Source organism: Undibacterium sp. GrIS 1.2 (assembly GCF_040544435.1).
In the GTDB taxonomy this organism is placed as follows: Bacteria; Pseudomonadota; Gammaproteobacteria; order Burkholderiales; family Burkholderiaceae_D; genus Undibacterium.
Genome location: NZ_JBEONP010000002.1, coordinates 1 through 22,074 on the forward strand (window position 1 = coordinate 1; position 22,074 = coordinate 22,074).

The window sequence follows — 22,074 nt, forward strand, 5'->3', positions numbered from 1 at the left end:
TCCACGCCATGATTGCCACTCTTTAAATTTATCCTGTTGCTATTGTCTCATTTGAGGTAAACACTCTGCTTGGCTTTTTATCGTGCAAAGATCTCGTTATATTTAATTTAATAAAAAATAAATCTTAGATTGCTTTATCGGCACCACAAGTCGATATAAAAAGCGAACTGAGTCTGGGGATACATCGTTAAATTCCCCCCCTACTTTTTCTGATTAGGGTGTTTGTAAGATATTCGTCACATCGTCTAGTTTTAAGATCTTCAGTACCTCTCAAAGCATCTGAGATCATCTCATTTTGTATGATCTTTATGATTGATAGATGAGAACGAGATGGCAGCGGTTTCATTCAGACTATCACCAGCCTTACTGTTGTAAAAACTATTCTGCAAGTTCTATGAGCCGCAAAATAGAGTTTGAACAGAAATACTTTAATCATCGCAGGGGACAAAAATGAATTTCAAAAATCTAAAAATTGGTCAAAGACTAGCCATCAGCTTTGGAGCCGTCATTGTATTGATGCTGGTATTAGCGGCGCTTTCCTATACACGTGTAAACGCTTTGGTCGCAGATATTGATTTGGTCAACAATGATCGTTATCCAAAGACGGTGTTAGTCCATACAGTTAAAGACGAGCTAAATGAAACCGCTCGCAATATGCGCAATATTTTGCTAATGACTGACGCTGAGCCAATAAAAAAAGAATATGCCAATATCGATGAGAGTAGTGCCATTATTGGTGACGCGATTTCCAAATTAGAAAAACTAATTACATCAGAAAAAGGACGAGAAAATCTCAAAGTTGTATTAGAAGTGAGGACTAAATTTATCTCATCAAGAGCAGCGTTTCTTGTCCTGGCAAAAGACGGTAAAAAAGAAGAGGCAACTGCATTCTTATATAGCGATGTTCGTCCTATTCAGAGGGCTTATTTCGACGCACTCGATAAAGTCTTGGTGTTTCAAAACCAATTGATGGAGACTTCTGGTAAAGAGACAGAAGTAAGTGCGTCTGAGACGCGGCTGCTTATTTTAGCCTTGTCAATTATCGCTGCGATTGTTAGTGTTTTATTGGGCGCGTTCGTGACGCGCAGTATTACCCGACCTTTAAATGATGCTGTCGTGGTTGCCCGCAAAGTCGCGGACGGCGATTTAACCAGCACCATTGTGGTTGATTCTAAAGATGAGACAGGTCAGTTGCTGCAAGCCTTACAAGACATGAACTTTAGTTTGCAAAAAATCGTCGGTCACGTGCGCTCTGGTACCGACACTATTGCGACTGCTTCTAGCCAGATTGCTAGCGGCAATCTGGATTTATCCTCACGTACTGAACAACAGGCAAGTTCACTGGAAGAAACAGCTTCTTCTATGGAGGAGTTAACTTCTACCGTCAAACAAAATGGCGATAATGCTCGTCAGGCAAATCAGCTTGCGGTTTCTGCTTCTGGCGTTGCGGTGAAGGGCGGACAGGTTGTTTCTCAGGTAGTAGAAACCATGGGCTCGATTAATGAGTCGTCCAAAAAAATCGTCGACATTATTAGCGTGATTGACAGTATTGCTTTCCAAACCAATATCTTGGCCCTGAACGCCGCGGTAGAGGCCGCACGCGCTGGCGAACAAGGACGTGGTTTTGCTGTCGTCGCGGCAGAGGTACGCAACCTTGCACAACGTTCTGCCAGCGCCGCCAAAGAGATTAAAACCTTGATTGGTGATTCAGTGGAGAAGGTAGAAATCGGTAGTAAGTTAGTGGCGCAAGCTGGCGATACGATGGAAGAAATCGTTGCCAGCGTCAAGCGTGTTACTGACATCATGGGCGAAATTACCTCAGCGGGACAAGAGCAAGAGACCGGTATTGAGCAAATCAATCAGGCGATTTCTGAGATGGATACAGTGACACAACAAAATGCCGCCTTGGTGGAAGAAGCGGCAGCGGCGGCTGCATCGCTGCAAGAGCAGGCAGCCGGATTAGCGCAAATAGTCAGTATATTTAAGCTTGATGGATTACAAGTGATCGTACCAACGATCACGCTACAAAGACGTCAGCTAACCAGATAACTTGATATTGAAGCGTAGTGAATGTTAGCGGAGAGAAGCGGTAACTTTGCCAGAATCAACTCTGGCAAAGTCTTTAATAGAATTTGATGAACTTAAAGAACTTGATATTACTTAGGCAGCGATCCCTCTACGCCTTCGACCAGCCAATTGATACCTAGCAGTTCTCCCATCGGCAATTCAGCATTAGCAGCCACTTTGACTTTGCCGGTATTGTCTTTTAACGGACCGCCAAATGGCAGCAACTTTCCATCGACAATCGCCTGTTTTTTCTCGTTGAATAGCTTGGCAACGTCTGCTGGTACTGAGGCATTTAAGGGCGAAAGAACGACGAGATTTTCTTTGATGCCCCAAAAAGTTTGTTCAGGTTTCCAGGTGCCGGCCAACTCACGTTTGACTTCCTGGCTGTAATACACACCCCAATTTTCCGTGTTCGCAGACAGTTGGGCTTTAGGGCCATATTTCGCCATATCGGTGTCCCAGCCAAAAGCATGCACGCCTTTTTCTTCCGCTACTTGCACCACTGCTGGTGAGTCCGTATTTTGTGCCAGCATATCGGCGCCCTGTGCCACCAGAGTCTCGGCTGCCTGACGTTCTTTGCCCGGATCGTACCAGGTGTTGACCCAGACAACTTTGGTTTTTATTTTAGGATTGACGCTTTTTGCACCCAAGGTAAAGGCGTCGATATTGCGTACGACTTCTGGTACTGGGAAGGAGCCGACAAAGCCTAAAGTATTCGACTTGGTCATCTTGCCCGCGATAATGCCGAGCAGGTAGGCACCTTCGTAAAAGCGGGTTTGATAAGTGCCTAAGTTAGCTGTCGTTTTATAGCCTGTGGCATGGACAAAGTGGACTTTAGGAAATAATTTTGCGACTTTCACCGTCGGATCCATGTAGCCGAATGAGGTCGTGAAAATCAGCTTGTTGCCGTCGACAGCTAACTGGCGGATGATGCGTTCTGCATCAGCAGTTTCTGGCACGTTTTCAACAAACGTCGTTTTGATTTTTGCGCCAAATTCTTTTTCAATAGCCAGACGACCTTGGTCATGCTGGAATGTCCAGCCGCCGTCACCGACAGGTCCCAGATATACAAAAGCGACCTTGAGCGGTTCGGCAGCAAAGGCTGAAGCCCCTGTCATTAAGCTGCTTGCCACGGCGATGGCAGTTACTACGGTACGGATACGGTACATTGATAACTCCTTGTCTTGAATAAATCCCTGATAGCAACGGGGACGACTGGTAAGTACAGACAAACACAATAAGATAAAACGTGTAATAAATACGACTAAAAAAAATCAAGCGTGAAGTCTCAAACTTCTTGCGGGATGAAGCTCGCGCAACTAGTTTGAAACTGTCGCTCTCTCAACTTTGTCCGTTTAAAAATGATATTCAACTCTTGCCATCGGTGTTTTTGCCAATGAGCCGGGGACTTGCGATGGATTGCCGAACTTGTTGCGCCAGTATTGATATTCAAAACCAGCTCGTAACGTATTTTTGCCGATTCCAAGCGCAGTGCCAACGTCATACATGATCATCGCATCAATATTCGTCTCTGGGGAGGTTGGGCCACCATATTCATTTTTTCCTTTGGAGGCGATGTAATTCATATAGCCTTCAAATGCGAATCCGCTTGTGCTGATAGGAATACCCCATGCGGCACTTAGCATAGGATGGAGATCATAGGTGTAGCGGCTAGTGACACCAATAGGAAAGTTGCTTTCTTGCAGTAACAACAGACTGACGTCTAAAAATCCAGGCACATCCACCATCAGTGTCGGGCCGACAACGAGCATGCGTTTTTTGGATGCATATCCGGTATCGTTCTTGGTATTCCAGTCAAAGCCTGCAGTAATACCAACGCCGCGCACCGGACCGAAGCCCAGACTCTTGCCAGTGACTTTACCCAGATCTAGGGTATTCCGGTACACCACATAGGCTTCTTGCGCATTGCTGTCTTTGCTATCAGACTGCAATAGATCAATATTGAAATAATTCGAGCCGTATTTGTATCCGCTGACGTGGGTCAGATTGAAAATGTTTTTTGAAATGTCTTCGGGGTTGTACGGCTCTGCAAATTTGGAACCATAGCGGTAGCCGATTGAGGTGTCACTCCAATCCGCTGCGTTGGCCTCACTGGCCGCAATACCGGTCATCAGTAGGGTGACTGCGCAAGCGATTGTCTTGTTAATTCGGGATTTTAAAGGTGTTGCCAACATAATGCTCTCCATAAGGATTTACGATTAAAAATGAATCTGTTTCCGTCTGATTGTTTTTTGATACTGGGATGGAACTGGATCACAGCTAAGAATCGAAAAATCTTTCACTATTCAGTGTTTTATGGACAGTTATAGTTTTAGTTGTCAACAATAACGGATTTGCTTGTTGACGATTTTCAACTTCTTTGTCAGCAAAAAATGTGCCACTCTTCTTTTGGATTTTCTCACCAATGAGGAACAGTTTTACGTCATTCAGATAATCTGAGCGCATTAAATTTGCTCTTAAATGAAGATAAATGTGCGTTATTAGTGCATCATTAATGCATAAATCGGAAGATTAGCGACACGCTGTCAACTAATGAGCATGGCTATGTTCTGCTAAGCTCATGAGATTGTTATTCATATTATTTTCATCATTGATGTGATGATGAGCAGAAAATATAACAGCTTTAACTACAACACAAGTAAAAATTGTTATCAATATAGTGAAATATTGTCGACAATTTGCATCATCTGATTGTATGCTCAGCATGTCGATACAAAGAACTTCTCAATATGGAATGACTGAGCTTGGCATGACAATTGCGACAGTTGATTTTGCTATTTACTTCCTCTTTAACGGGACGCTATGGATCACTTGCCAGCTTCACCTGAGTTACCTGCGACGGCTCTGCCAATTCAGCCAGATCAGACGATATCGTCATCGACACAGTCGCCTCGTCTGGTGTTAACTGGAATCACCACGCGCTACCCTACTGTGGTTGCAAACGACGATATCGCACTGACCGTGCAGCCCGGAGAGATTCACGCTTTACTCGGCGAAAACGGTGCCGGTAAAAGTACCTTGATGAAAATCGTGTATGGCGTGACCCAACCCGATGAAGGTACGATTTTGTGGGAGGGGCGCTATGTGGATATCACCAATCCCGCCCAAGCGCGACGTATGGGGATAGGAATGGTGTTTCAGCATTTTTCTTTATTTGAGACCCTTACGGTTGCTGAGAATATTGCACTTGCAATGGATGTGCCGACAGCACCGGCATCGCTCGCCGCCAGGATTACGGAAGTCTCTGACAAATACGGATTACCGATTGACCCTTACCGCCTAGTACATAGCATGTCAGTAGGCGAACGGCAAAGGGTAGAAATTGTTCGTTGCTTGTTATTGGAGCCTAAGCTGTTAATCATGGATGAACCAACATCCGTGCTGACTCCACAGGCGGTATTGATCTTGTTTGACACGTTGCGACAATTGGCTAAAGAGGGGTGCAGCATCTTGTATATCAGCCATAAGTTAGATGAGATCCGGGCATTATGTGACACAGCAACCGTGCTGCGCGGCGGTCGTGTCACGGGTACTGCGGTACCTAAACAAGAAACCAACGACAGTCTGGCACGGATGATGATCGGTGGCGAACTGGCCGAATGTCATTTAGTCCCACAAGAAACAGGGGAAGTGCGTTTAGCGCTAAACCAGTTATCCATGTCGACGATTGATCCTTTTGGCACCGCGCTGGAATCGATCAGCTTGTCTGTAAAAAGCGGAGAAATATTGGGGATTGCAGGTATCTCTGGTAATGGACAAAAAGAATTATTAGCTGCGTTGTCGGGAGAAGTTCTCAGCCCGCAAAGTAAGATGATCAGCATTATTGGACAAGATGCCGGACGCCTGAATTCAGCACAACGACGACGCCTAGGCCTGACCTTTGTTCCTGAAGAGCGCTTAGGGCGTGGTGCGGTGCCTGCCATGAGTCTATTGCACAACGCATTATTAACTGGCGCCCGGCATGGCATGGTGAAGAATGGATTTTTACGTCATTCTGCGATTCGTCAGTTCACACAAGAAGTTATTACGCACTTCAAAGTCAAATGCGGTGGTGACAGCGCTGTTGCTTCTAGTCTGTCCGGTGGCAATCTACAAAAATTTATTGTCGGACGCGAGACGATGCTCAATCCCAAATTGATGATAATCGCGCAGCCGACCTGGGGCGTGGACGTGGGTGCTGCACAGATGATACGGCAAGCCCTGATGGATCTGCGACAGCAAGGAGTGGCCCTGCTAGTCATCTCGGAAGAGCTGGAGGAATTGTTCACGATCAGCGACCGTATCTGCGTTTTGGCTGAGGGACGTTTGTCGCCGGCATTGCCTTTGGCCGATACAAGTATTGAACAAATCGGAAACTGGATGAGCGGCAAATTTGATGCAGTGACGAAGAGAATGGACGGCTCGTCTACGCAGTCAGGCCTTTCATTTATAGCCGGACAAGCAAGCAATCATCAGGAGAGCCATTTTGCCTAATATGTTTAAGTTGGAGCGCCGTCCTGTGCCGTCTTCCATGATGAAGATCGCATCACCTCTGATTGCGGCGGTGGCGATGTTACTTACCGGCATCATAATTTTTACTGCACTTGGAAAACCACCGCAACAAGCGTTTTATGTCTTCTTCATCAAACCGGTCGAGAACATATACGGCGTTGGCGAATTATTATTGAAGGCATCACCTTTATTATTGTGCGCACTTGGTCTGGCAATAGGATTCCGCGCGAATGTCTGGAATATCGGAGCAGAAGGCCAGTTGACGATGGGCGCGATTGCCAGTGGCGGTGTCGCGTTGTGGTTGGGAGATACCAGCGTCGCTTGGGGTTTGCCGCTGATGTTGTTGGCTGGTGCTCTGGGCGGTATGGCATGGGCTGCGATACCGGCATTTTTACGGAACCGTTTTAATACCAGCGAAATTCTGGTGACCTTGATGTTGGTTTATATTGCTCAGTTATTTTTATCGTTTCTAGTTCATGGTCCATGGCGCGATCCCCAAGGTTTTAATTTTCCGCAATCGAAAACCTTCGCTGACGCGTACTTAATTCCCTTATTAGTCGAAGGTACTCGTACCAACTGGAGTTTTGTGTTGGGATTATTGCTGGCGATTGCATCTTGGATTTTTTCTAGTCAGACGTATGCGGGCTATCGTATGCAGGTAGCTGGACTGGCACCTGCAGCGGCGACGTATGCTGGATTTTCGATTAAGCGTAATGTTTGGGTTGCACTAATGATCAGTGGTGCGACTGCTGGTCTGGCGGGCATGTGTGAAGTGGCCGGCCCGATTGGACAGCTGCAGGCACAGATATCACCGGGATATGGTTTCGCCGCAATTATCGTGGCCTGGATAGGCCGCTTACATCCGATTGGCATTGTGTTTGGTTCCTTGCTGATGTCGCTGCTTTACCTGGGCGGTGAGTCGGCACAAATGCAGATGGCGTTGCCTTCGGCGATTACTGGCTTGTTTCAGGGTTTGTTACTGTTCTATTTGTTGGCAGCCGATCTGTTTATTACCTTCAGATTGAAAAGAGTTCATACACCGCATGCACCCAACCTCAGTATGCCGGTTAATCCGTCCGCTGCTAGTAAGGGGGTAGTATGAATTTTGATATTCCATTACTCGCTATTTTTGCCAGTACAGTAACCGCGGCAACCCCCTTGATTTATGCAGCATTAGGTGAAACCGTAGTCGAGAAGGCAGGCGTTCTCAATTTGGGAATTGAGGGCATGATGCTGGTCGGTGCGGTAGCAGGATTCGCCGCGACCTTGGCGACGGGCAGTCCGGTGATTGGTTTTATCGCAGCCGCTTGTGCGGGTATTTTGATGTCGCTGGTATTTGCCGTATTGACCTTGAGTTTGCAGGCAAATCAGGTTGCTACCGGATTGGCGCTTACCTTATTTGGCATAGGATTATCTGCATTTGTCGGGCATGATTTTGCCGGTACACCGATCGCTGGTTTAAAGAAACTGCCCATCCCTTTCTTATCCGACATACCGGTGCTTGGGAAACTATTATTTAGCTATGACGCCATGGTCTATGGATCAATTTTGCTGTTTATTGCAGTTCAATGGTTTCTGGTCAAAAGCTATGCTGGCCTAAAAATACGTGCTATCGGTGAGTCACCCACCGTCGCGCATGAAGTTGGTCATCCTGTGATCTGGATACGCTATTGTGCCGTGATGTTTGGTGGTGCGACGGCGGGTATTGCCGGAGCTTATCTGTCTCTGGTGCAGACACCAATGTGGGTAGAGGGTATGACCGCAGGTAAGGGCTGGATTGCTTTGGCGTTAGTCGTTTTTGGAACCTGGAAGCCGCTGCGCGTTGTGCTTGGCGCATATCTGTTCGGTGGTGTGACTGTGATGCAGTTATTCGCACAAGGTTTTGGATTAGGAATACCGTCAGAATTTTTATCGATGTTGCCGTATGTCGCAACGATCGTCGTACTAGTGATTATTTGCCGTGATCCAAAAACAATTTTATTGAATCAGCCTCTGTCATTGGGAAAAAACTTTCATCCGGGATCGTGATGGACTTGAGCTTCAACTTGGACTCGGCTGGACTAATGCGAATTAATGTCTGTCGATTGTTCAGATCATCATTATGACTAAAACACTACTGATAAAAAATGCCCGCGTTCTGGTCACAATGGATGCAGAGCGCCGAGAAATCGCTGATGGTGGGGTATTCATCCGTGATCATATAATTGAGCAGGTCGGTCATACTGTGGACTTGCCAGATACGGCGGATGAAGTGATTGACGCCAGCCATCATGTGGTAATTCCTGGCCTGATCAATACCCATCATCATATGTACCAAAGCCTGACCCGCGTGATTCCAGCAGCGCAAAATGGCGAGCTGTTTAACTGGCTGACCAATCTTTATCCGATCTGGGCTAACTTAACGCCAGAGATGGTAAAAGTCTCAACTTTGACGGCGATGGCCGAGCTGATCTTATCCGGCTGTACGACTAGCAGCGATCACTTGTACATTTATCCCAATGGATGCAAGTTAGACGACAGCATTGAATCTGCACAGAAGATCGGTATGCGTTTTCATGCAGCGCGTGGCTCGATGAGCGTTGGACAGTCTAAAGGTGGCTTGCCGCCAGATCGCGTCGTAGAAACAGAATCTGCGATACTGAAAGATACGCAGCGTTTAATCGAGACTTACCATGACAAAGAGCGCTTTGCGATGCAACGCATTGTGGTTGCACCTTGTTCGCCATTCTCGGTATCGAGAGAACTGATGAAACAGTCCGCCTTGATGGCCCGCAACTATGGAGTGTCGTTACATACGCATCTGGCGGAAAATATCAACGATATTGCATATAGCCGCGAAAAATTTAATATGACGCCAGCAGAATATGCAGAGGATTGCGGCTGGGTTGGTCATGATGTCTGGCATGCGCATTGCGTACAGCTAGATGATGACGGCATTGCGATGTTTGCACGCACCGGCACCGGTGTTGCACATTGCCCTTGTTCCAATATGCGGCTCGGCTCTGGTATTGCGCCAGTTCGTAAAATGATTGATGCCGGTATGTCAGTCGGCCTGGGTGTTGACGGTAGCGCCTCGAACGATTCCGGACATATGCTGGGTGAAGTTCGCCAAGCGATCTTGTTGCAGCGTGTCGGATTTGGTCCCGATGCGATGACGGCTCGTCAGGCATTAGAGATTGCCACACTCGGCGGTGCCAAAGTCCTGAACCGGGACGATATCGGCGCACTAAAACCCGGTATGGCTGCCGACATAGCACTTTTCAATCTCGATCAAATTAACTTTACCGGTGCATGGCATGATCCAGTTGCTGCATTGGTTTTTTGCACGCCATCAAATACTGATTACAGCATCATCAACGGTCGTGTAGTAGTGCGAGAAGGTAATTTGACATCGATCAATTTACCAGTTGTGATGGCGCGCCATAACCGTCTTGCAATGGATCTGGCAGAAGTGGCACGTTGACACTCTAAGAGCGTATTTTGTATAAAAACTTCTGCGTATCCAGATTTCAACTAATTTGTATTAGTTCTAAAATTCGCTTGCGCCGACTCCATTATGAATTAGATTTTTCTTATGGTAGCAATCGGTACAATGCTGATATTTGTTGAATACACCAACTTTTTCGACAAAACAAAAGGACGGCCTGTGGGTGTCGAAGCAAAAGATTTCACTCCCAAAAATAAGGAATCTATGAACAAAGCACAAGTTTTCGGAAAGTCTAAAATAAATGCGTTTTTAGTCGTATTGGTTTGCTCATTTGTTTGGTGCCAGGCGACCCAAGCCGATACAGTTGAAAAGAGACAAAATCAGAACACTAACGCGAGCGCAACAAATCTTGATCTTCAAGAATTGATTAGCTCCTTCGCCAATGTTAAGTCTGTTTCGCTTTCTATGATCCAGCCCTTTACTGAAAGCCGAGCTGCAAAAACGGAGTCTCAAGTCGAGCAATCGGAGTGCTTATATGTGACTGGTGATTCCCCACTTGTGGCAGATATGGTGGACATTATCAAGAATGGTGGTGTTCATGCCTATTGGGGTCCAAAGGAGTCATGGGAACCCAGCGAAGTAATGTTATTGACACTCGCTAATGGAGACCGTGTTAAATTCGTTTTTGGTTGGCCGTTTCTAGCAGAGAAAGAAATTCACGGGTCGATCAACAATGCGCCTGTCTTGGTCAAATTATCCCTAATTTACGATTTGTATGGTTGGGCTAAGAAGATCAAGAAAATTCCGTCTTGCAATGACTGGTTAGGTAGAAATATTACACGCAAATTTTAATGTTGATTAAATAACCGAGCATCATCTCACGGGACAAAACGGCACAAAAGAGACATTCGATACTTACATCCGTATTAGCTAGAGAACACTTAGAATTATCTAAGGAGGAGCCGTGTTGGTTACACCTGACCCCGAACGGTACTTAGAGCAACGAGTCGCGATCTTCTTCGCGGAGCAGGGAATGGTGCAACTGAGGATAGTCTTTCAAGTAAGTTCGCTATAACAATTCTCGTATTTTAAAAAATGCACTTTAATATCACCGTAATGCCATTGCCATATGAAAAAAATAAATAAAATTTATCAACATTGGACGCTTGGTTTTTTGTTGAGTTTATCTGCTTCCTTCGCCCATTCGGGCATGACCTATACCTGCGATAACGCTTTGGATATGGATAAAGAGGCTGATCGGCAAAAGTCTGATGGCACGGTGAGCTGCGTGCGTGATTGGGGTAACGAAAAGCAAAAGGAACGTTTTGTTTTTTCTAAGGGCCACAAGCTCGAAGAAGAAATTGACGGGCCACGACAGCATGTGCTGCGTCACTATGCTCAAGTGAATGGATACGATACCAAGTCTGGTGAACAAATTACCTACTTTCCGGGCACTTCAAAAATTCGCATCAAAGAAAATGTAAAAAGTAGCCAGAACTCCGGAATGAAGGAGGAGTACAGTGCGGATGGATCAATTTTTCAGCGGACCTTGTACGGTGATGGGACTACCGGAAAGCTTGGATATGAGGTTTCTTCCATTGGCTATTTGCCCGGTGGACAAATTCGTTTTGCTCGTTGCTCGGACAAAAAAGAAACATCGATTGATGCAAAGTTGTGTGGCTTCAATGGCCCTAGCGATATCGTCTACTACGATATTCATGGGCAAGTTTACAAAAAAGTCCGGTTGGTGCAAGGTAAGGAAACCAACATCGAAGAAGCTGTTAAAGCCACCAGCGAATGGGATTCGGTATTGAAAGTTGGCTCTATAACAGTACCCAAGGCGGCGAAACGCCAAAAACAGATCAACAGCGATGGTTCTGCAACGATCACCGACCTGTATGCCGATGGAAAAATCAAACGCGTGATGCACGTCGATTCAAAAGGGGCGCTGGTTGGCACAGACGAAGAGTGGTTTAACTCAGGCGGTAAAGCGCGCAGCACTGCCTATGGCGTTGGTGGCAGTTCTGGAAAAGATTTGATCGTTCAGCAAAGTTCTTGCTGGTGGGAAAATGGTAGTCCGCGCGCAGTCATTCAGAAAAAAAACGATATCTACAGTATGCAATATTACTGGGACAATGAAAAATTGCAATTTACCGGTAATGTCAGCTTGCAAAATGACGAAATGGTCTGGGGCAGCAATAACGTCGAATCTTTAATGTCTTGTGAACCTAGTGACTACGGATTTAAGCGTGAAGGGCCGCAAAAATTCTACAGCCGAAACGGCGGTATCGAAGCCGAAGCCTTCTTTGCCAAGGGCTTGCGACAAGGACATGAAAAAGTTTATGAACCTAAAGGTATGCCTGGCAAAGAAGTGTTATCCATCGAACGTGATTACGAAGATGATCATGTTACACACGCGAAGTATTACAAAGAAGGAAAGCTGGATAAAGAAGAGCGCTACTTTTCAGATGGCAGCGTGAAAGAAATCCGGAAATAGCGTTCTGTGATGCACGTCCTGGCAGGTTTACAAGACTCGAACAACATCACCGATCTCAACTTCTTTACCCTGGCAATCGACCATGCTTGGCGCCAACGTTTGAATTAAGGGGCGCCTTTAGGTGTCGCGCTAGAATGACGGTTTAAAGGTTGTAGCAGACAAATTGCAACTCACTTTCTGAAAGCTCAGTGAACTGCGATATGGAAACGACATGCATGGTCGTATGCGCACTTATTTCAGCTGTGACATGAAAAAATGAACTAATCAAACGAACTTTCTTAGTCAGAGTTGTTGGCACATGCCCTGTCCGCTGCTTCGTTCGAAAAACTTTGCAATACACATACTTTAATGAGGCGTTAAATGCCTGCTCGTCCTCTAATCAATAAGATAAAAGCAGACCCGAAAAAATGGTCTGAAAAAAGCCAATGCTCTGTAGCCGCTAGCTTTAAGTTCGAATATACCGATATTCAATATCGCTGCTGGCATTGTCAAACCGAAGCTGTTTTCTCCGCTTTAGATCAGAAACATACTTTTGAGATAAAGAAAGCGAGCATTAACCAGCGACGTATTCTTTGCGAGACTTGCTGGAGTCAGTCGCTACATCTTGCCGCCGAGCTAAATGAATGTGTAGTCAAATGGGATGAATCAAAATGTAGCCTTAAAATCGATGAGATATTTCTTTCTTATTGGCTTCAACTCCTCGTAGAGCAGGAGACATATGTCCCATATCGGCGTGACTCTGCTCGCAAGAACATGCTACGGAAATTGCTCCGTATTGTGGCACTATCCATTAAGACGGATGATGTTAAAGATGGGTTTTGAATGTCAGCTATGGCGAAAATAGACCGACGGCTTAGCGGTTGAAGCAGCCGATCATCAGTTTCGCGCAGTAACGTAACATCCTCGCAAACCTGTCACCACATAAACACAACTCACAATTTCAGTCCATTGACATAGGTGCGATTACGCGATGCCAATCGCACCTATCCTGAGGTCTTAGCAAGTGGATCAGAAGGAAATTCTCGCCCCTAACGAAGCGGTATAGAGAGGTGCCAGTTGCACGCCACGAACATTCTGGTATAAGGGCAATTGCACAAAACCATAAACCGATAAACGTTCGTTGACCGGCATCACTGCGCCAGGGCTTAGATAAACTAGTGTGCCACCAGTGCTGGTTGTGTCAGCATTGGCACCGGTATCATGTGCCACATGTCTAGCGTTAATTTGCAATAGCGGAGTGATGCTCTCAAATCCTTTGTAGCGCAATCCTGCATTCAGATTTAAACCATTACCCGGTTTGTAATCGTCGCTAGAATTGATCGCCGCTTGATATAGTCCTTGTGCAAAATAGTCCCAATTGTTATTCAAGCTGTCGAAATAATACGCACCGACAATAATATCTGTCGTCCCGGTACCTGGTTGCAGGCCGCGGTCAATTGCCGCTATCCCAGGCGCTGTCGCATCCGTTGATGTTCCGGTCTGGGTATGACTACCAGTTGGCAGTTTGACGCCATACAGCAAACCAAATTTATGCTCTTCTGAAAATCCCTGGTATCGTGCCACTACTTTGATATCGCCAATGTTGGAGGTGCTGGAATCATATTGGCCGCCACCATCATCTGCCACCGTGCCGTCGGATGCAGTCCCGAGTGTGCTGTGGGTTCTGTTGATATAAGGTACTTGCAGATTGATGCCCCAGTTCGGACTATTGCTGTAGTCCAGTCCAAATGTCAGGTAATTATTCTTGGTGAATTTTTCTACCTCTTGCGGGTCACCATTGTTGGTTACCTGGCTCGCTGCTGCGGGGCTGATTTTACTTGTACCACTACGCAGCTGATCTTGATTCAGGTAGTCGTAGCGGATATCCAACTTAAAGCCAGTACCACTGGACATTCCCATATTTTCCCAATCAGAACTTAGCGTGCAGCCGCAACTTGCGCAGGCATTTGCCATCATAGGGAATAACATCGCCACACTGCCAGCGATGAGTGAAACAGTTTTTAACGGTGAAAGAAGAGACATGATGAATCCTTTAAATGCTGAAATATTTTTGAACGCATTGGAGCGCGTCTGAACGAATAGTCGTCCGCAATCGCGAGAGCCAAGCTCACTGCAAAGCGGACCTTGAATAGAAAATCGACTACGAATCACCTTTGCCGCATTTACCTTGTATTTACTTTGTACTTACTTAGATCAAGTGCAGCAGGCGATGAAATATCATCAGGAAGTGAAGGGCGGCGCGCGCGGATTAGCGGCTGACCAGGAGAAGAGTGGGGAAGGTGAGTGATAAAACAGCGCGGGGAAATGATCGTGTCTGCCAATGACGAATGGTGCAACGGGAGGCGTGGAAGGCAAGGCAAACGACCCTGCATGTGTCATGCAGAAAGGGCAGTGTTCCAACAACTGAGGTGTGGCAGGTTTCGAGGATTTGATCTGTACTGAGGCGCCATTTTTTGCACTATCAATGCTGACAAATTGTGTACCAGATACAGTACATATTTCGAAAAGATCCGATGCGCCGTTTCGCGCATATAGCGCATGGGAAATCGAAGGGGCAAGCGCATTCAGCAAGATCGCAAACAATGCAATCCAGAGCGGCAGCCTACTTCGTTTAATCCATTGATTCATGTTACTGATTAGGCCGGAGGCAGACTTGCTGATCAGCTTAGCCTGCTCTTATCGTAGTCGTAATTCACAATGCGCTGATAAACATCTTCTCGCTCTTCTTGTGATGCCAGCAACAAACGTTCAACGGCTTTGCTCGGGACTTTAAAATAATTACGACGGTTTTTACGCATATCTTGCACGCGCCAACCTTTGAGTGTCAGCCAATCCCATTGCTCACCGTCGATAGTCATGCGCAATTGGATTTTAAGTTTATCCCAAACGATGGTGCTACCAAACTGCGGCATTCCACTGGGTGGCGGTATCACCCGTTCTTTACGTATTTTCAGTAAAGAGCGGATCTCGTTTTTGATGATGGTTAGTGCCATGGTTTTGTGTAGATGCATCAGCGTTGCAATGTTGATGATGCCTTCAACAGCGCCGTATGTTGACTAAAAGGAAAATAGTAACAGTTGCTCAATCTACTTACAATTTAGAATTGAAAATTTATCTAGCAAATTTAACCAGCGATGAAAAAAACCCACACAAAATCGGAATGTAGACTGGCAGATGGACTGTTACCAGCTAAATCCGCTTGCTCTTATTCAACGGTAATCAAGGCATAATTCAATATACTCCCCTAAAAATTATTTAAAAATACCTAATTGTCTAAGTATTATATGGAGGACTAAAATATACATATGGGGAGTAACTCATATTGTATGCAGCTCCAAACTTCAAGGAGCAACGTTCCAGCAGGACTCAGAATCCTGTAGTACAAAAGGGAAAAGGCTGGACGTACAGCCGTGTAGGAGTTACCAATATCTAAAGAGACTAGCCTAAGAACCGCGCTGCTAGGAGAAGATCGCTACCTGACTAGTGCATGAAAACTGTAATTTGCACTAATGTCGCTGACCACAAACCGCACATGCAAGATTACGTGCCACGCGGATTTGCGTCCATTCCATAGTTTGCGCATCGAGTAGTAGCAAGCGGCCTAGTAGCGGTTTGCCTATGCCCATCATGACCTTCAGTGCTTCGGCTGCTTGCATGCTGCCGATAATGCCGACTAGCGGCGCAAATACGCCCATCGTGGCGCATTGGACTTCTTCAAATTGCTGATCCGGTGGGAACAGGCAGGCGTAGCAGGGTGAACTGGTATCCCGACTGTCGAATACGCTGATTTGTCCGTCAAATGAGATCGCTGCGCCGGATACCAGTGGCACACCAAACTCTACACAGGCTTGATTGACTGCGTGGCGGGTGCTGAAATTGTCGCAGCAATCCAGCACGATGCTGGCGTTTTGTACTAGTTCTTGCAGGCGTTGACCGCTGACTTTTTCTTGCAGAGTGACGATCTCAATGTCGGGATTGATGGCTTGCAAAGTCTGTCTGGCGGACTCTGCTTTGGGCTGACCGACGCGTGCGGTGGTGTGGAGAATCTGGCGCTGTAAGTTGGTTAAATCGACTTCGTCATGATCGACCAGCGTGATTTTGCCTGCGCCTGCGCTGGCGAGATACATCGCTACTGGTGATCCTAAACCTCCAGCGCCAATGATGAGCGCATGTGCTGCATTGATTTTTTGTTGACCCTCAATACCGATCTGGTCGAGCAAAATATGGCGCGAGTAACGTAGGAGTTGCTGATCATTCATAGTAATTATTGGCAGGAATAATTTAGTTAAAACACGGAGTAAGGACAATAAAGTTGAGCGGCATTATGCTGACTTTGTAGTGACTGATGAGGAAAGCTTATTCATATACTCCCCATTACTTTTTTCTAAATTGGCATATAGATCAATTAACCTATGGACGATTAAAATATACTAACTATGAGTATATTTAATGCTAGTCTTTTGGCTTGCAAATAGAGATTCAAAAAAGAACCTAAAAAAACTAAAAGAGAGTCGTAAAAAAGGCCGCACAATATGCGGCCTGGTCAGATCAGATCGTGGCATGCAGAACACGACCGTGATCAATGTCGCTTTATTTTTTCTTTGACTCTGCTTTAGATTCAGATTTAGATTCTTCTTTGCTCTCTTCTGCGGCATCTTTTGGATCAACTTTGGTGACTTTGACTGGCAAGCCTTTTAAGTGATTTAAGGCTTGGGCCAATTGGAAGTCATCTTTGCTGCCGTATTCCAGTGGCTTGCTTTTCTTGGCGAGAGCGATCAGGCGCTGTTCTTCTTCCACCTCATCAACCTTGGATTTATTGGCTTGCTCAGCTTCTTTGTCGTTATTTAAGTGCTTGTCTAAATCTACTTCGCGTGTGCGCAGGCTGTTGAAGCCGTCGCCTTCTGCAGTTTCTTCCACTGCCAGATCAGGGGTGATACCTTTCGCCTGAATCGAGCGACCGTTCGGTGTGTAGTAGCGTGCGGTGGTCAGTTTGACGGCGGTATCAGCAGAGATCTGGCGTATGGTTTGTACCGATCCCTTGCCAAAACTTTGAGTCCCCAGAATGGTGGCGCGTTTGTAATCTTGTAAAGCACCTGCCACGATTTCGGACGCGGAGGCTGAGCCAGTATTGATTAGCACGACCATCGGCACGTTCTTAATCGCTTCTGGTAATTTGCTGAGCGGATCGCCGATGGCGCGGGTGGCATAGTTTTCACGCTTAGCGGTGTAGCTGGCTTTGGAGTCTGCTAACTGGCCGTTGGTCGTAACGACGACGGCATCTTTTGGCAAAAACGCGGCTGAGACACCAATCGCACCAGGCAATACGCCGCCCGGATCATTGCGTAAATCGAGCACCAGACCTTTTAGATTAGGATCTTGCGTGTACAAAGCCTGAATTTTTTTTGCCATGTCTTCAACCGTCGGCTCCTGGAACTGGGCTATCCGCAACCAGGCGTATCCGGGCTCTACCATCTTTGCTTTAACGCTTTGCTGTTTGATCAGCTCACGTGTGATGGTGACGACGATAGGCTTATCCTCGTTTTTGCGCGCCAGCGTCAGCGTGATTTTGCTATTTGGTTCGCCACGCATTTTTTTGACGGCCTCATCCAGACTCAGACCTTTGATCGGTATCGAATCCAGACGCGTAATCAGATCGCCCGGTTTGATACCAGCGCGATAAGCGGGCGAATCTTCAATCGGAGAAATGATTTTGACGTAACCATCTTCCATCCCGACTTCAATGCCCAGACCGACAAATTTGCCTTGCGTACCTTCACGTAATTCTTTGTAGGCTTTTTTATCCAGATAAGCTGAATGCGGATCGAGTGAAGCGACCATGCCAGAAATGGCTTCGGTCAATAGTTTGCTGTCTTCTACGGGCTCGACGTAGTCGGTCTTGATCATGCCGAAAACGTCAGCCAGTTGCCGTAGTTCTTCCACGGGCAAAGGTGAACCGGTATTTTTTTGTGCCAAAGCAGAAAACTGGATCGTCGCAGCAACGCCAGCGATAACGCCAAAACTGATTAAGCTAAAACTTTTTATTTTGCTACCCATTTCAATATCCACATCTCATCTGATTGTTGCCCACGTCAATGGGTCGAATACGCGCCCTTGATACCTTAGCTCAAAGTATAAACCTGATTCTTCATTGCCGCCGCTATTACCCGCGCTGGCGATGACGTCGCCGGTTTTTACGATGTCGCCCACATGTTTTAAGACTGCTTGATTGTTGCTATATAAACTCAGATATTCGTTACCATGATCGACAATCACCATATTCCCAAAGCCGCGTAGCCAATCGGCAAACACTACTCGGCCAGCCGCAATCGCTTTGATTTCTGCACCTTCTGCGGTCTTGATGAAAATACCTTTCCAGCTAGGACCATCCCCGCGTTTGCTACCAAACTTGGCGATTAATTCCCCTTTAACTGGCAGACGAAGTTGTCCTTTTAGCTTGCCAAAATTGCCGTCAAAACTAGTCGCTACCGGTGTTTGCTCATTCTTTGCGATCACTTTACTTGGAGGTTCGTCATCGTCGATCGCATCGGGATTGGTCGGCTTACCGGATTTTTTATTTTTGAGTGCTTTTTCTTGAGCGAGTTTTTCCAGGCGCTGTTTTTCTTTTTGTTTTGCTAATTGTGCTGCGCGTTCTTGTTCTGCTTTGATTTGTTCCGCAATCAATTTATTTAATTGTGTGACCAGATTACCGAGACGTTGCTCATCTTTTTGCAGATTGTCGGCCTCTTTCTTTTGCGCGTGCAGCTTGTCGGCCAATTGCGCTAACAAAGTGCCACGTTTTTTCTTCTCGCCCTCTAAGGCTTTTTTATGCGTGATTTCTTCTTGCGCGATTTCGTCCAGATCGTCTTTAGCGTCTTGCTCTTCTTTGGCATTTTTTTGTACTGCGGCTAGGCTGGTGCGCAAGCCTTCTATCATTTTGGCCTGGGTTTGCGAGACATAACCCATGTATTGCAAATCACGATTGATGCGGTTGGGGTTGTCGCCCGATAGTAGTAGCTTGATGCGGTCGCTGTCGCCACGCATATATTGATGACGCAAAAAATCCGAGAGCTGCTTTTTTTGCTGCTCGACCTTGGCGCTGAGTCTGCTCTGTTCGGCTAATAATTGTTGCAGGCGGGTCTGGGTCTCGTTTTGCTCAGTTTGCAAATCGCGCAAAGAACGATTGGCTTCAGAAATGGCTTGCTCAGAATCAGCCAGTGCATCGCTAGCTTTGTCTTTAGCCGACTCTGTTTTATTAATATCTTTTTTGAGTGCTTGCAGCTTTTGCTGTAACTCAGTGCGCTGCGCTTCGACTTGATTTTTTTGCGTCGTGCGGGCATTACTAGCTGCTTGAGCGGGATTACTTAGTCCACAGAATAAACTGAACAAACTGCCAAGCATCAGCAGGCACAAGCCCAGCGGCACCCGTGAAGAGTACGCTGGCCCGGTGCCTGTGTTTACTTTGTCTGCTTTGGTGTTGGTGTGAGTCACTGCGTTCAGCATCAAGGTCTTATCATGGTCTTACTTCGATTTTCCTTGGCTGGCAACTGCGTGCAATGCCGCTTTAATCGCGGATTGATCGCCCAGATAGTAATGCTTGATGGGTTTTAAATCGGCATCCAACTCATACACCAGCGGTTGCCCGTTAGGTATATTTAAGCTGACGATATCTGCATCGCTGATGCCATCTAACATTTTGATCAAGGCGCGCAAACTATTACCATGGGCACTGATGATGATACGTTTGCCGGCACGGATGGCGGGGGCAATCGTGTCGTCCCATGCAGGCATTACGCGATCTACCGTGTCTTTTAAACATTCCGTCAGCGGGATTTGTGAGCGTGTTAAACCAGCGTAGCGAGGATCGTTGAACGACGTGCGGGGGTCATTTTCTGGCAAGGGATTGGGCGGTGTATCGTAGCTACGACGCCATACAAGAACCTGTTCATCGCCATACTGCGCAGCTGTTTCTGCTTTATTTAAACCTTGCAAAGCACCATAATGGCGTTCATTCAAACGCCAGTCGTGTACGACGGGCAACCACATCAAGTCCATTTCATCCAGCGTACCCCAGAGTGTGCGGATAGCGCGTTTAAGGACGGAGGTGTAAGCCACGTCAAACATAAAACCAGCTTCTTTTAAGACTTTGCCTGCCTGGCGCGCTTCTGCTACGCCTTTTTCAGTCAGATCAACATCGGTCCAGCCAGTAAAACGATTATCAAGATTCCAGGTGGATTCGCCGTGGCGCATCAAAACGATTTTGTACATGGTGTAATGAAGTGTGATTAAAAAGAAGTTTGGAGTTTAGGACTTACGCAAAACAGTAGAGCAGCAACTACAACAGCATCTATTTTATAATGGGCGCGTTCTTTAAAACCATTTATAACAGGGAACTTCTAAAAACCCTTTAATCGAGATGTAGCGCTAGGCGCAAAACGTAGCAATACGTCGGTATTGCGAGGCTTTGCAACGACGCGATGCGCTCGAGTATGGGGTTTTTAGAAGTTTCCAACGATCTATAACCATATTACCCATTGGAATACTGTGAAATTCTTAATTGAAAACATCTGGATGATTGCCGTCGCCCTCATTTCTGGCGGTGCTTTGTTGTTCCCCGTACTGCAACGTCGTGGCGCCAAGCTAACGCAATTGCAGGCAACGCAAGTCATGAACCAGGGTAAAACTGTCGTGTTAGATGTACGTGACGCAGAAGAATTTGCTGCCGGTCATTTGCCAAACGCCAAAAATATTCCTCTGGCCGATTTGTCTAGCCGCGTAAAAGAACTAGAAAAATCAAAAAACAGTACCATCATCACTGTGTGCGAGCGTGGTGTGCGGTCTGCATCAGCGGTTGGCGTACTCAAGAAGGCTGGATTTGAGCAAGTGTTTAGTCTTGAGGGCGGTGTTTCCGCATGGAAAACTCAAGGATTGCCAACAGTTAAGTAATTGCCGAATGACAAGTAAGTCAGTTCGGTGAATAATTGAATAAATCATTAAAATAAGTAGATATTTAAGTTAGCAGGAGAAAATCATGACAGCGCATGTTGTAATGTATAGCACCGCAGTTTGCCCATATTGCACTATGGCAGAGCGCCTGCTGAAGTCAAAAGGCGTGGATGAGATTGAAAAAATCCGTGTCGATCTGGACCCGGTTGCGCGCGAAAACATGATGCAAAAGACCGGCCGCCGGACAGTACCGCAGATTTACATCGGCGAAACGCATGTCGGCGGTTTCGACGATTTGTCGGCGCTAGATCGTACTGGCAAGCTGGAAGCTTTATTGAATCCCGCTTGATCAGGCGAGGAATCAGCTCTGATCTGACTGCGGTTTTGCTCAATCAGGGCCATTTTTCTGGCGTGTAACACTGTGCTTCCTTGCCAGAGTCTCAATAAAATGTCATCACATTGACAAATCAATCGGCAAAAATCACTTAAATAGCAGATTTTTGCTGATTTTGCATTTCACTTGGTAGAATAACGCGCCGCGATCTTGAAATGGCCTGAATCAGCTCTATCTACAGCCATCTCGTTGTTCATTAATTGTTATTAATCTTTTAGAATTTTTAGAAAGTCT

The 22,074-nt window shown here is 46.4% G+C and carries 19 protein-coding genes; 10 read left to right on the plus strand and 9 right to left on the minus strand.

The annotated features are described in order from the left end of the window. The first annotated feature begins 450 nt into the window (after positions 1-450). Complete coding sequence (locus tag AAKU61_RS01005) at positions 451-2,049, plus strand: methyl-accepting chemotaxis protein (RefSeq protein ID WP_354328879.1); 1,599 nt, start codon at positions 451-453, stop codon at positions 2,047-2,049. A 107-nt stretch (positions 2,050-2,156) separates the two neighbouring features. Here AAKU61_RS01005 and AAKU61_RS01010 read toward each other — a convergent pair whose 3' ends face one another. Both AAKU61_RS01010 and AAKU61_RS01015 read right to left on the minus strand, forming a co-directional pair. Next, positions 2,157-3,236 (minus strand): BMP family ABC transporter substrate-binding protein, encoded by a 1,080-nt coding sequence (locus tag AAKU61_RS01010; RefSeq protein WP_503012563.1) that lies wholly within the window; start codon positions 3,234-3,236, stop codon positions 2,157-2,159. 186 nt (positions 3,237-3,422) lie between these two features. Further along, entirely contained in the window at positions 3,423-4,199 is a 777-nt protein-coding gene (locus tag AAKU61_RS01015; RefSeq protein ID WP_354329108.1) for an outer envelope protein, read from the minus strand. A gap of 691 nt (positions 4,200-4,890) precedes the next feature. On the opposite strand from AAKU61_RS01015, the gene AAKU61_RS01020 reads away from it, so the two are divergent. The 7 genes from AAKU61_RS01020 to AAKU61_RS01050 all read left to right on the plus strand — a co-directional run bounded on the left by AAKU61_RS01020 (position 4,891) and on the right by AAKU61_RS01050 (position 13,325). Beyond that, the gene (locus tag AAKU61_RS01020) at positions 4,891-6,561 is read left to right on the plus strand and encodes an ABC transporter ATP-binding protein (protein WP_354328880.1); all 1,671 of its coding nucleotides are present in this window, start codon (positions 4,891-4,893) and stop codon (positions 6,559-6,561) included. A 1-nt stretch (position 6,562) separates the two neighbouring features. Beyond that, positions 6,563-7,681 (plus strand): ABC transporter permease, encoded by a 1,119-nt coding sequence (locus AAKU61_RS01025; protein ID WP_354329110.1) that lies wholly within the window; start codon positions 6,563-6,565, stop codon positions 7,679-7,681. Next, positions 7,678-8,607, plus strand: a complete 930-nt coding sequence (locus AAKU61_RS01030) for an ABC transporter permease (RefSeq protein WP_354328881.1) — start codon at positions 7,678-7,680, stop codon at positions 8,605-8,607. The genes AAKU61_RS01025 and AAKU61_RS01030 overlap by 4 nt, the downstream gene beginning before the upstream one ends. A gap of 73 nt (positions 8,608-8,680) precedes the next feature. Continuing rightward, on the plus strand, positions 8,681-10,042 hold the full coding sequence (locus AAKU61_RS01035; protein ID WP_354328882.1) for an 8-oxoguanine deaminase: 1,362 nt from the start codon (positions 8,681-8,683) through the stop codon (positions 10,040-10,042). A gap of 111 nt (positions 10,043-10,153) precedes the next feature. After that, on the plus strand, positions 10,154-10,858 hold the full coding sequence (locus tag AAKU61_RS01040) for a hypothetical protein (protein WP_354328883.1): 705 nt from the start codon (positions 10,154-10,156) through the stop codon (positions 10,856-10,858). A gap of 277 nt (positions 10,859-11,135) precedes the next feature. Further along, positions 11,136-12,503, plus strand: a complete 1,368-nt coding sequence (locus AAKU61_RS01045; RefSeq protein ID WP_354328884.1) for a toxin-antitoxin system YwqK family antitoxin — start codon at positions 11,136-11,138, stop codon at positions 12,501-12,503. Positions 12,504-12,863: 360 nt separating this feature from the next. Continuing rightward, positions 12,864-13,325 carry a zinc-ribbon domain containing protein gene (locus AAKU61_RS01050; RefSeq protein ID WP_354328885.1) on the plus strand — a complete coding sequence of 154 codons (462 nt, stop codon included), beginning with the start codon at positions 12,864-12,866 and terminating at the stop codon, positions 13,323-13,325. A gap of 186 nt (positions 13,326-13,511) precedes the next feature. Here the strand turns inward: AAKU61_RS01050 and AAKU61_RS01055 are convergent, their stop codons facing one another. From AAKU61_RS01055 to gpmA, 7 genes are all read right to left on the minus strand, one after another. Next, the gene (locus tag AAKU61_RS01055) at positions 13,512-14,525 is read right to left on the minus strand and encodes a TonB-dependent receptor (RefSeq protein ID WP_354328886.1); all 1,014 of its coding nucleotides are present in this window, start codon (positions 14,523-14,525) and stop codon (positions 13,512-13,514) included. A 198-nt stretch (positions 14,526-14,723) separates the two neighbouring features. Continuing rightward, positions 14,724-15,131 (minus strand): DUF2946 domain-containing protein, encoded by a 408-nt coding sequence (locus tag AAKU61_RS01060; RefSeq protein WP_354328887.1) that lies wholly within the window; start codon positions 15,129-15,131, stop codon positions 14,724-14,726. A 32-nt stretch (positions 15,132-15,163) separates the two neighbouring features. Beyond that, positions 15,164-15,514 carry a hypothetical protein gene (locus tag AAKU61_RS01065; protein ID WP_354328888.1) on the minus strand — a complete coding sequence of 117 codons (351 nt, stop codon included), beginning with the start codon at positions 15,512-15,514 and terminating at the stop codon, positions 15,164-15,166. A 495-nt stretch (positions 15,515-16,009) separates the two neighbouring features. Beyond that, complete coding sequence (locus AAKU61_RS01070; protein ID WP_354328889.1) at positions 16,010-16,762, minus strand: HesA/MoeB/ThiF family protein; 753 nt, start codon at positions 16,760-16,762, stop codon at positions 16,010-16,012. A 331-nt stretch (positions 16,763-17,093) separates the two neighbouring features. Continuing rightward, complete coding sequence (locus AAKU61_RS01075; RefSeq protein ID WP_354328890.1) at positions 17,094-18,557, minus strand: S41 family peptidase; 1,464 nt, start codon at positions 18,555-18,557, stop codon at positions 17,094-17,096. Between the two features lie 15 nt (positions 18,558-18,572). After that, positions 18,573-19,901: a murein hydrolase activator EnvC family protein gene (locus tag AAKU61_RS01080; RefSeq protein ID WP_503012567.1), complete on the minus strand. Its 1,329-nt coding sequence runs from the start codon at positions 19,899-19,901 to the stop codon at positions 18,573-18,575. Between the two features lie 120 nt (positions 19,902-20,021). Further along, positions 20,022-20,768, minus strand: coding sequence for a 2,3-diphosphoglycerate-dependent phosphoglycerate mutase (gene gpmA, locus AAKU61_RS01085; RefSeq protein ID WP_354328892.1), 747 nt, complete (start codon positions 20,766-20,768; stop codon positions 20,022-20,024). A gap of 276 nt (positions 20,769-21,044) precedes the next feature. On the opposite strand from gpmA, the gene AAKU61_RS01090 reads away from it, so the two are divergent. Together AAKU61_RS01090 and grxC are read left to right on the plus strand one after the other, a co-directional pair. Further along, on the plus strand, positions 21,045-21,446 hold the full coding sequence (locus tag AAKU61_RS01090; protein ID WP_354328893.1) for a rhodanese-like domain-containing protein: 402 nt from the start codon (positions 21,045-21,047) through the stop codon (positions 21,444-21,446). An 85-nt stretch (positions 21,447-21,531) separates the two neighbouring features. Beyond that, a complete protein-coding gene (grxC, locus tag AAKU61_RS01095) occupies positions 21,532-21,795 on the plus strand; it encodes a glutaredoxin 3 (RefSeq protein ID WP_354328895.1) in 264 nt (87 codons plus the stop codon). Positions 21,796-22,074: the final 279 nt, after the last annotated feature.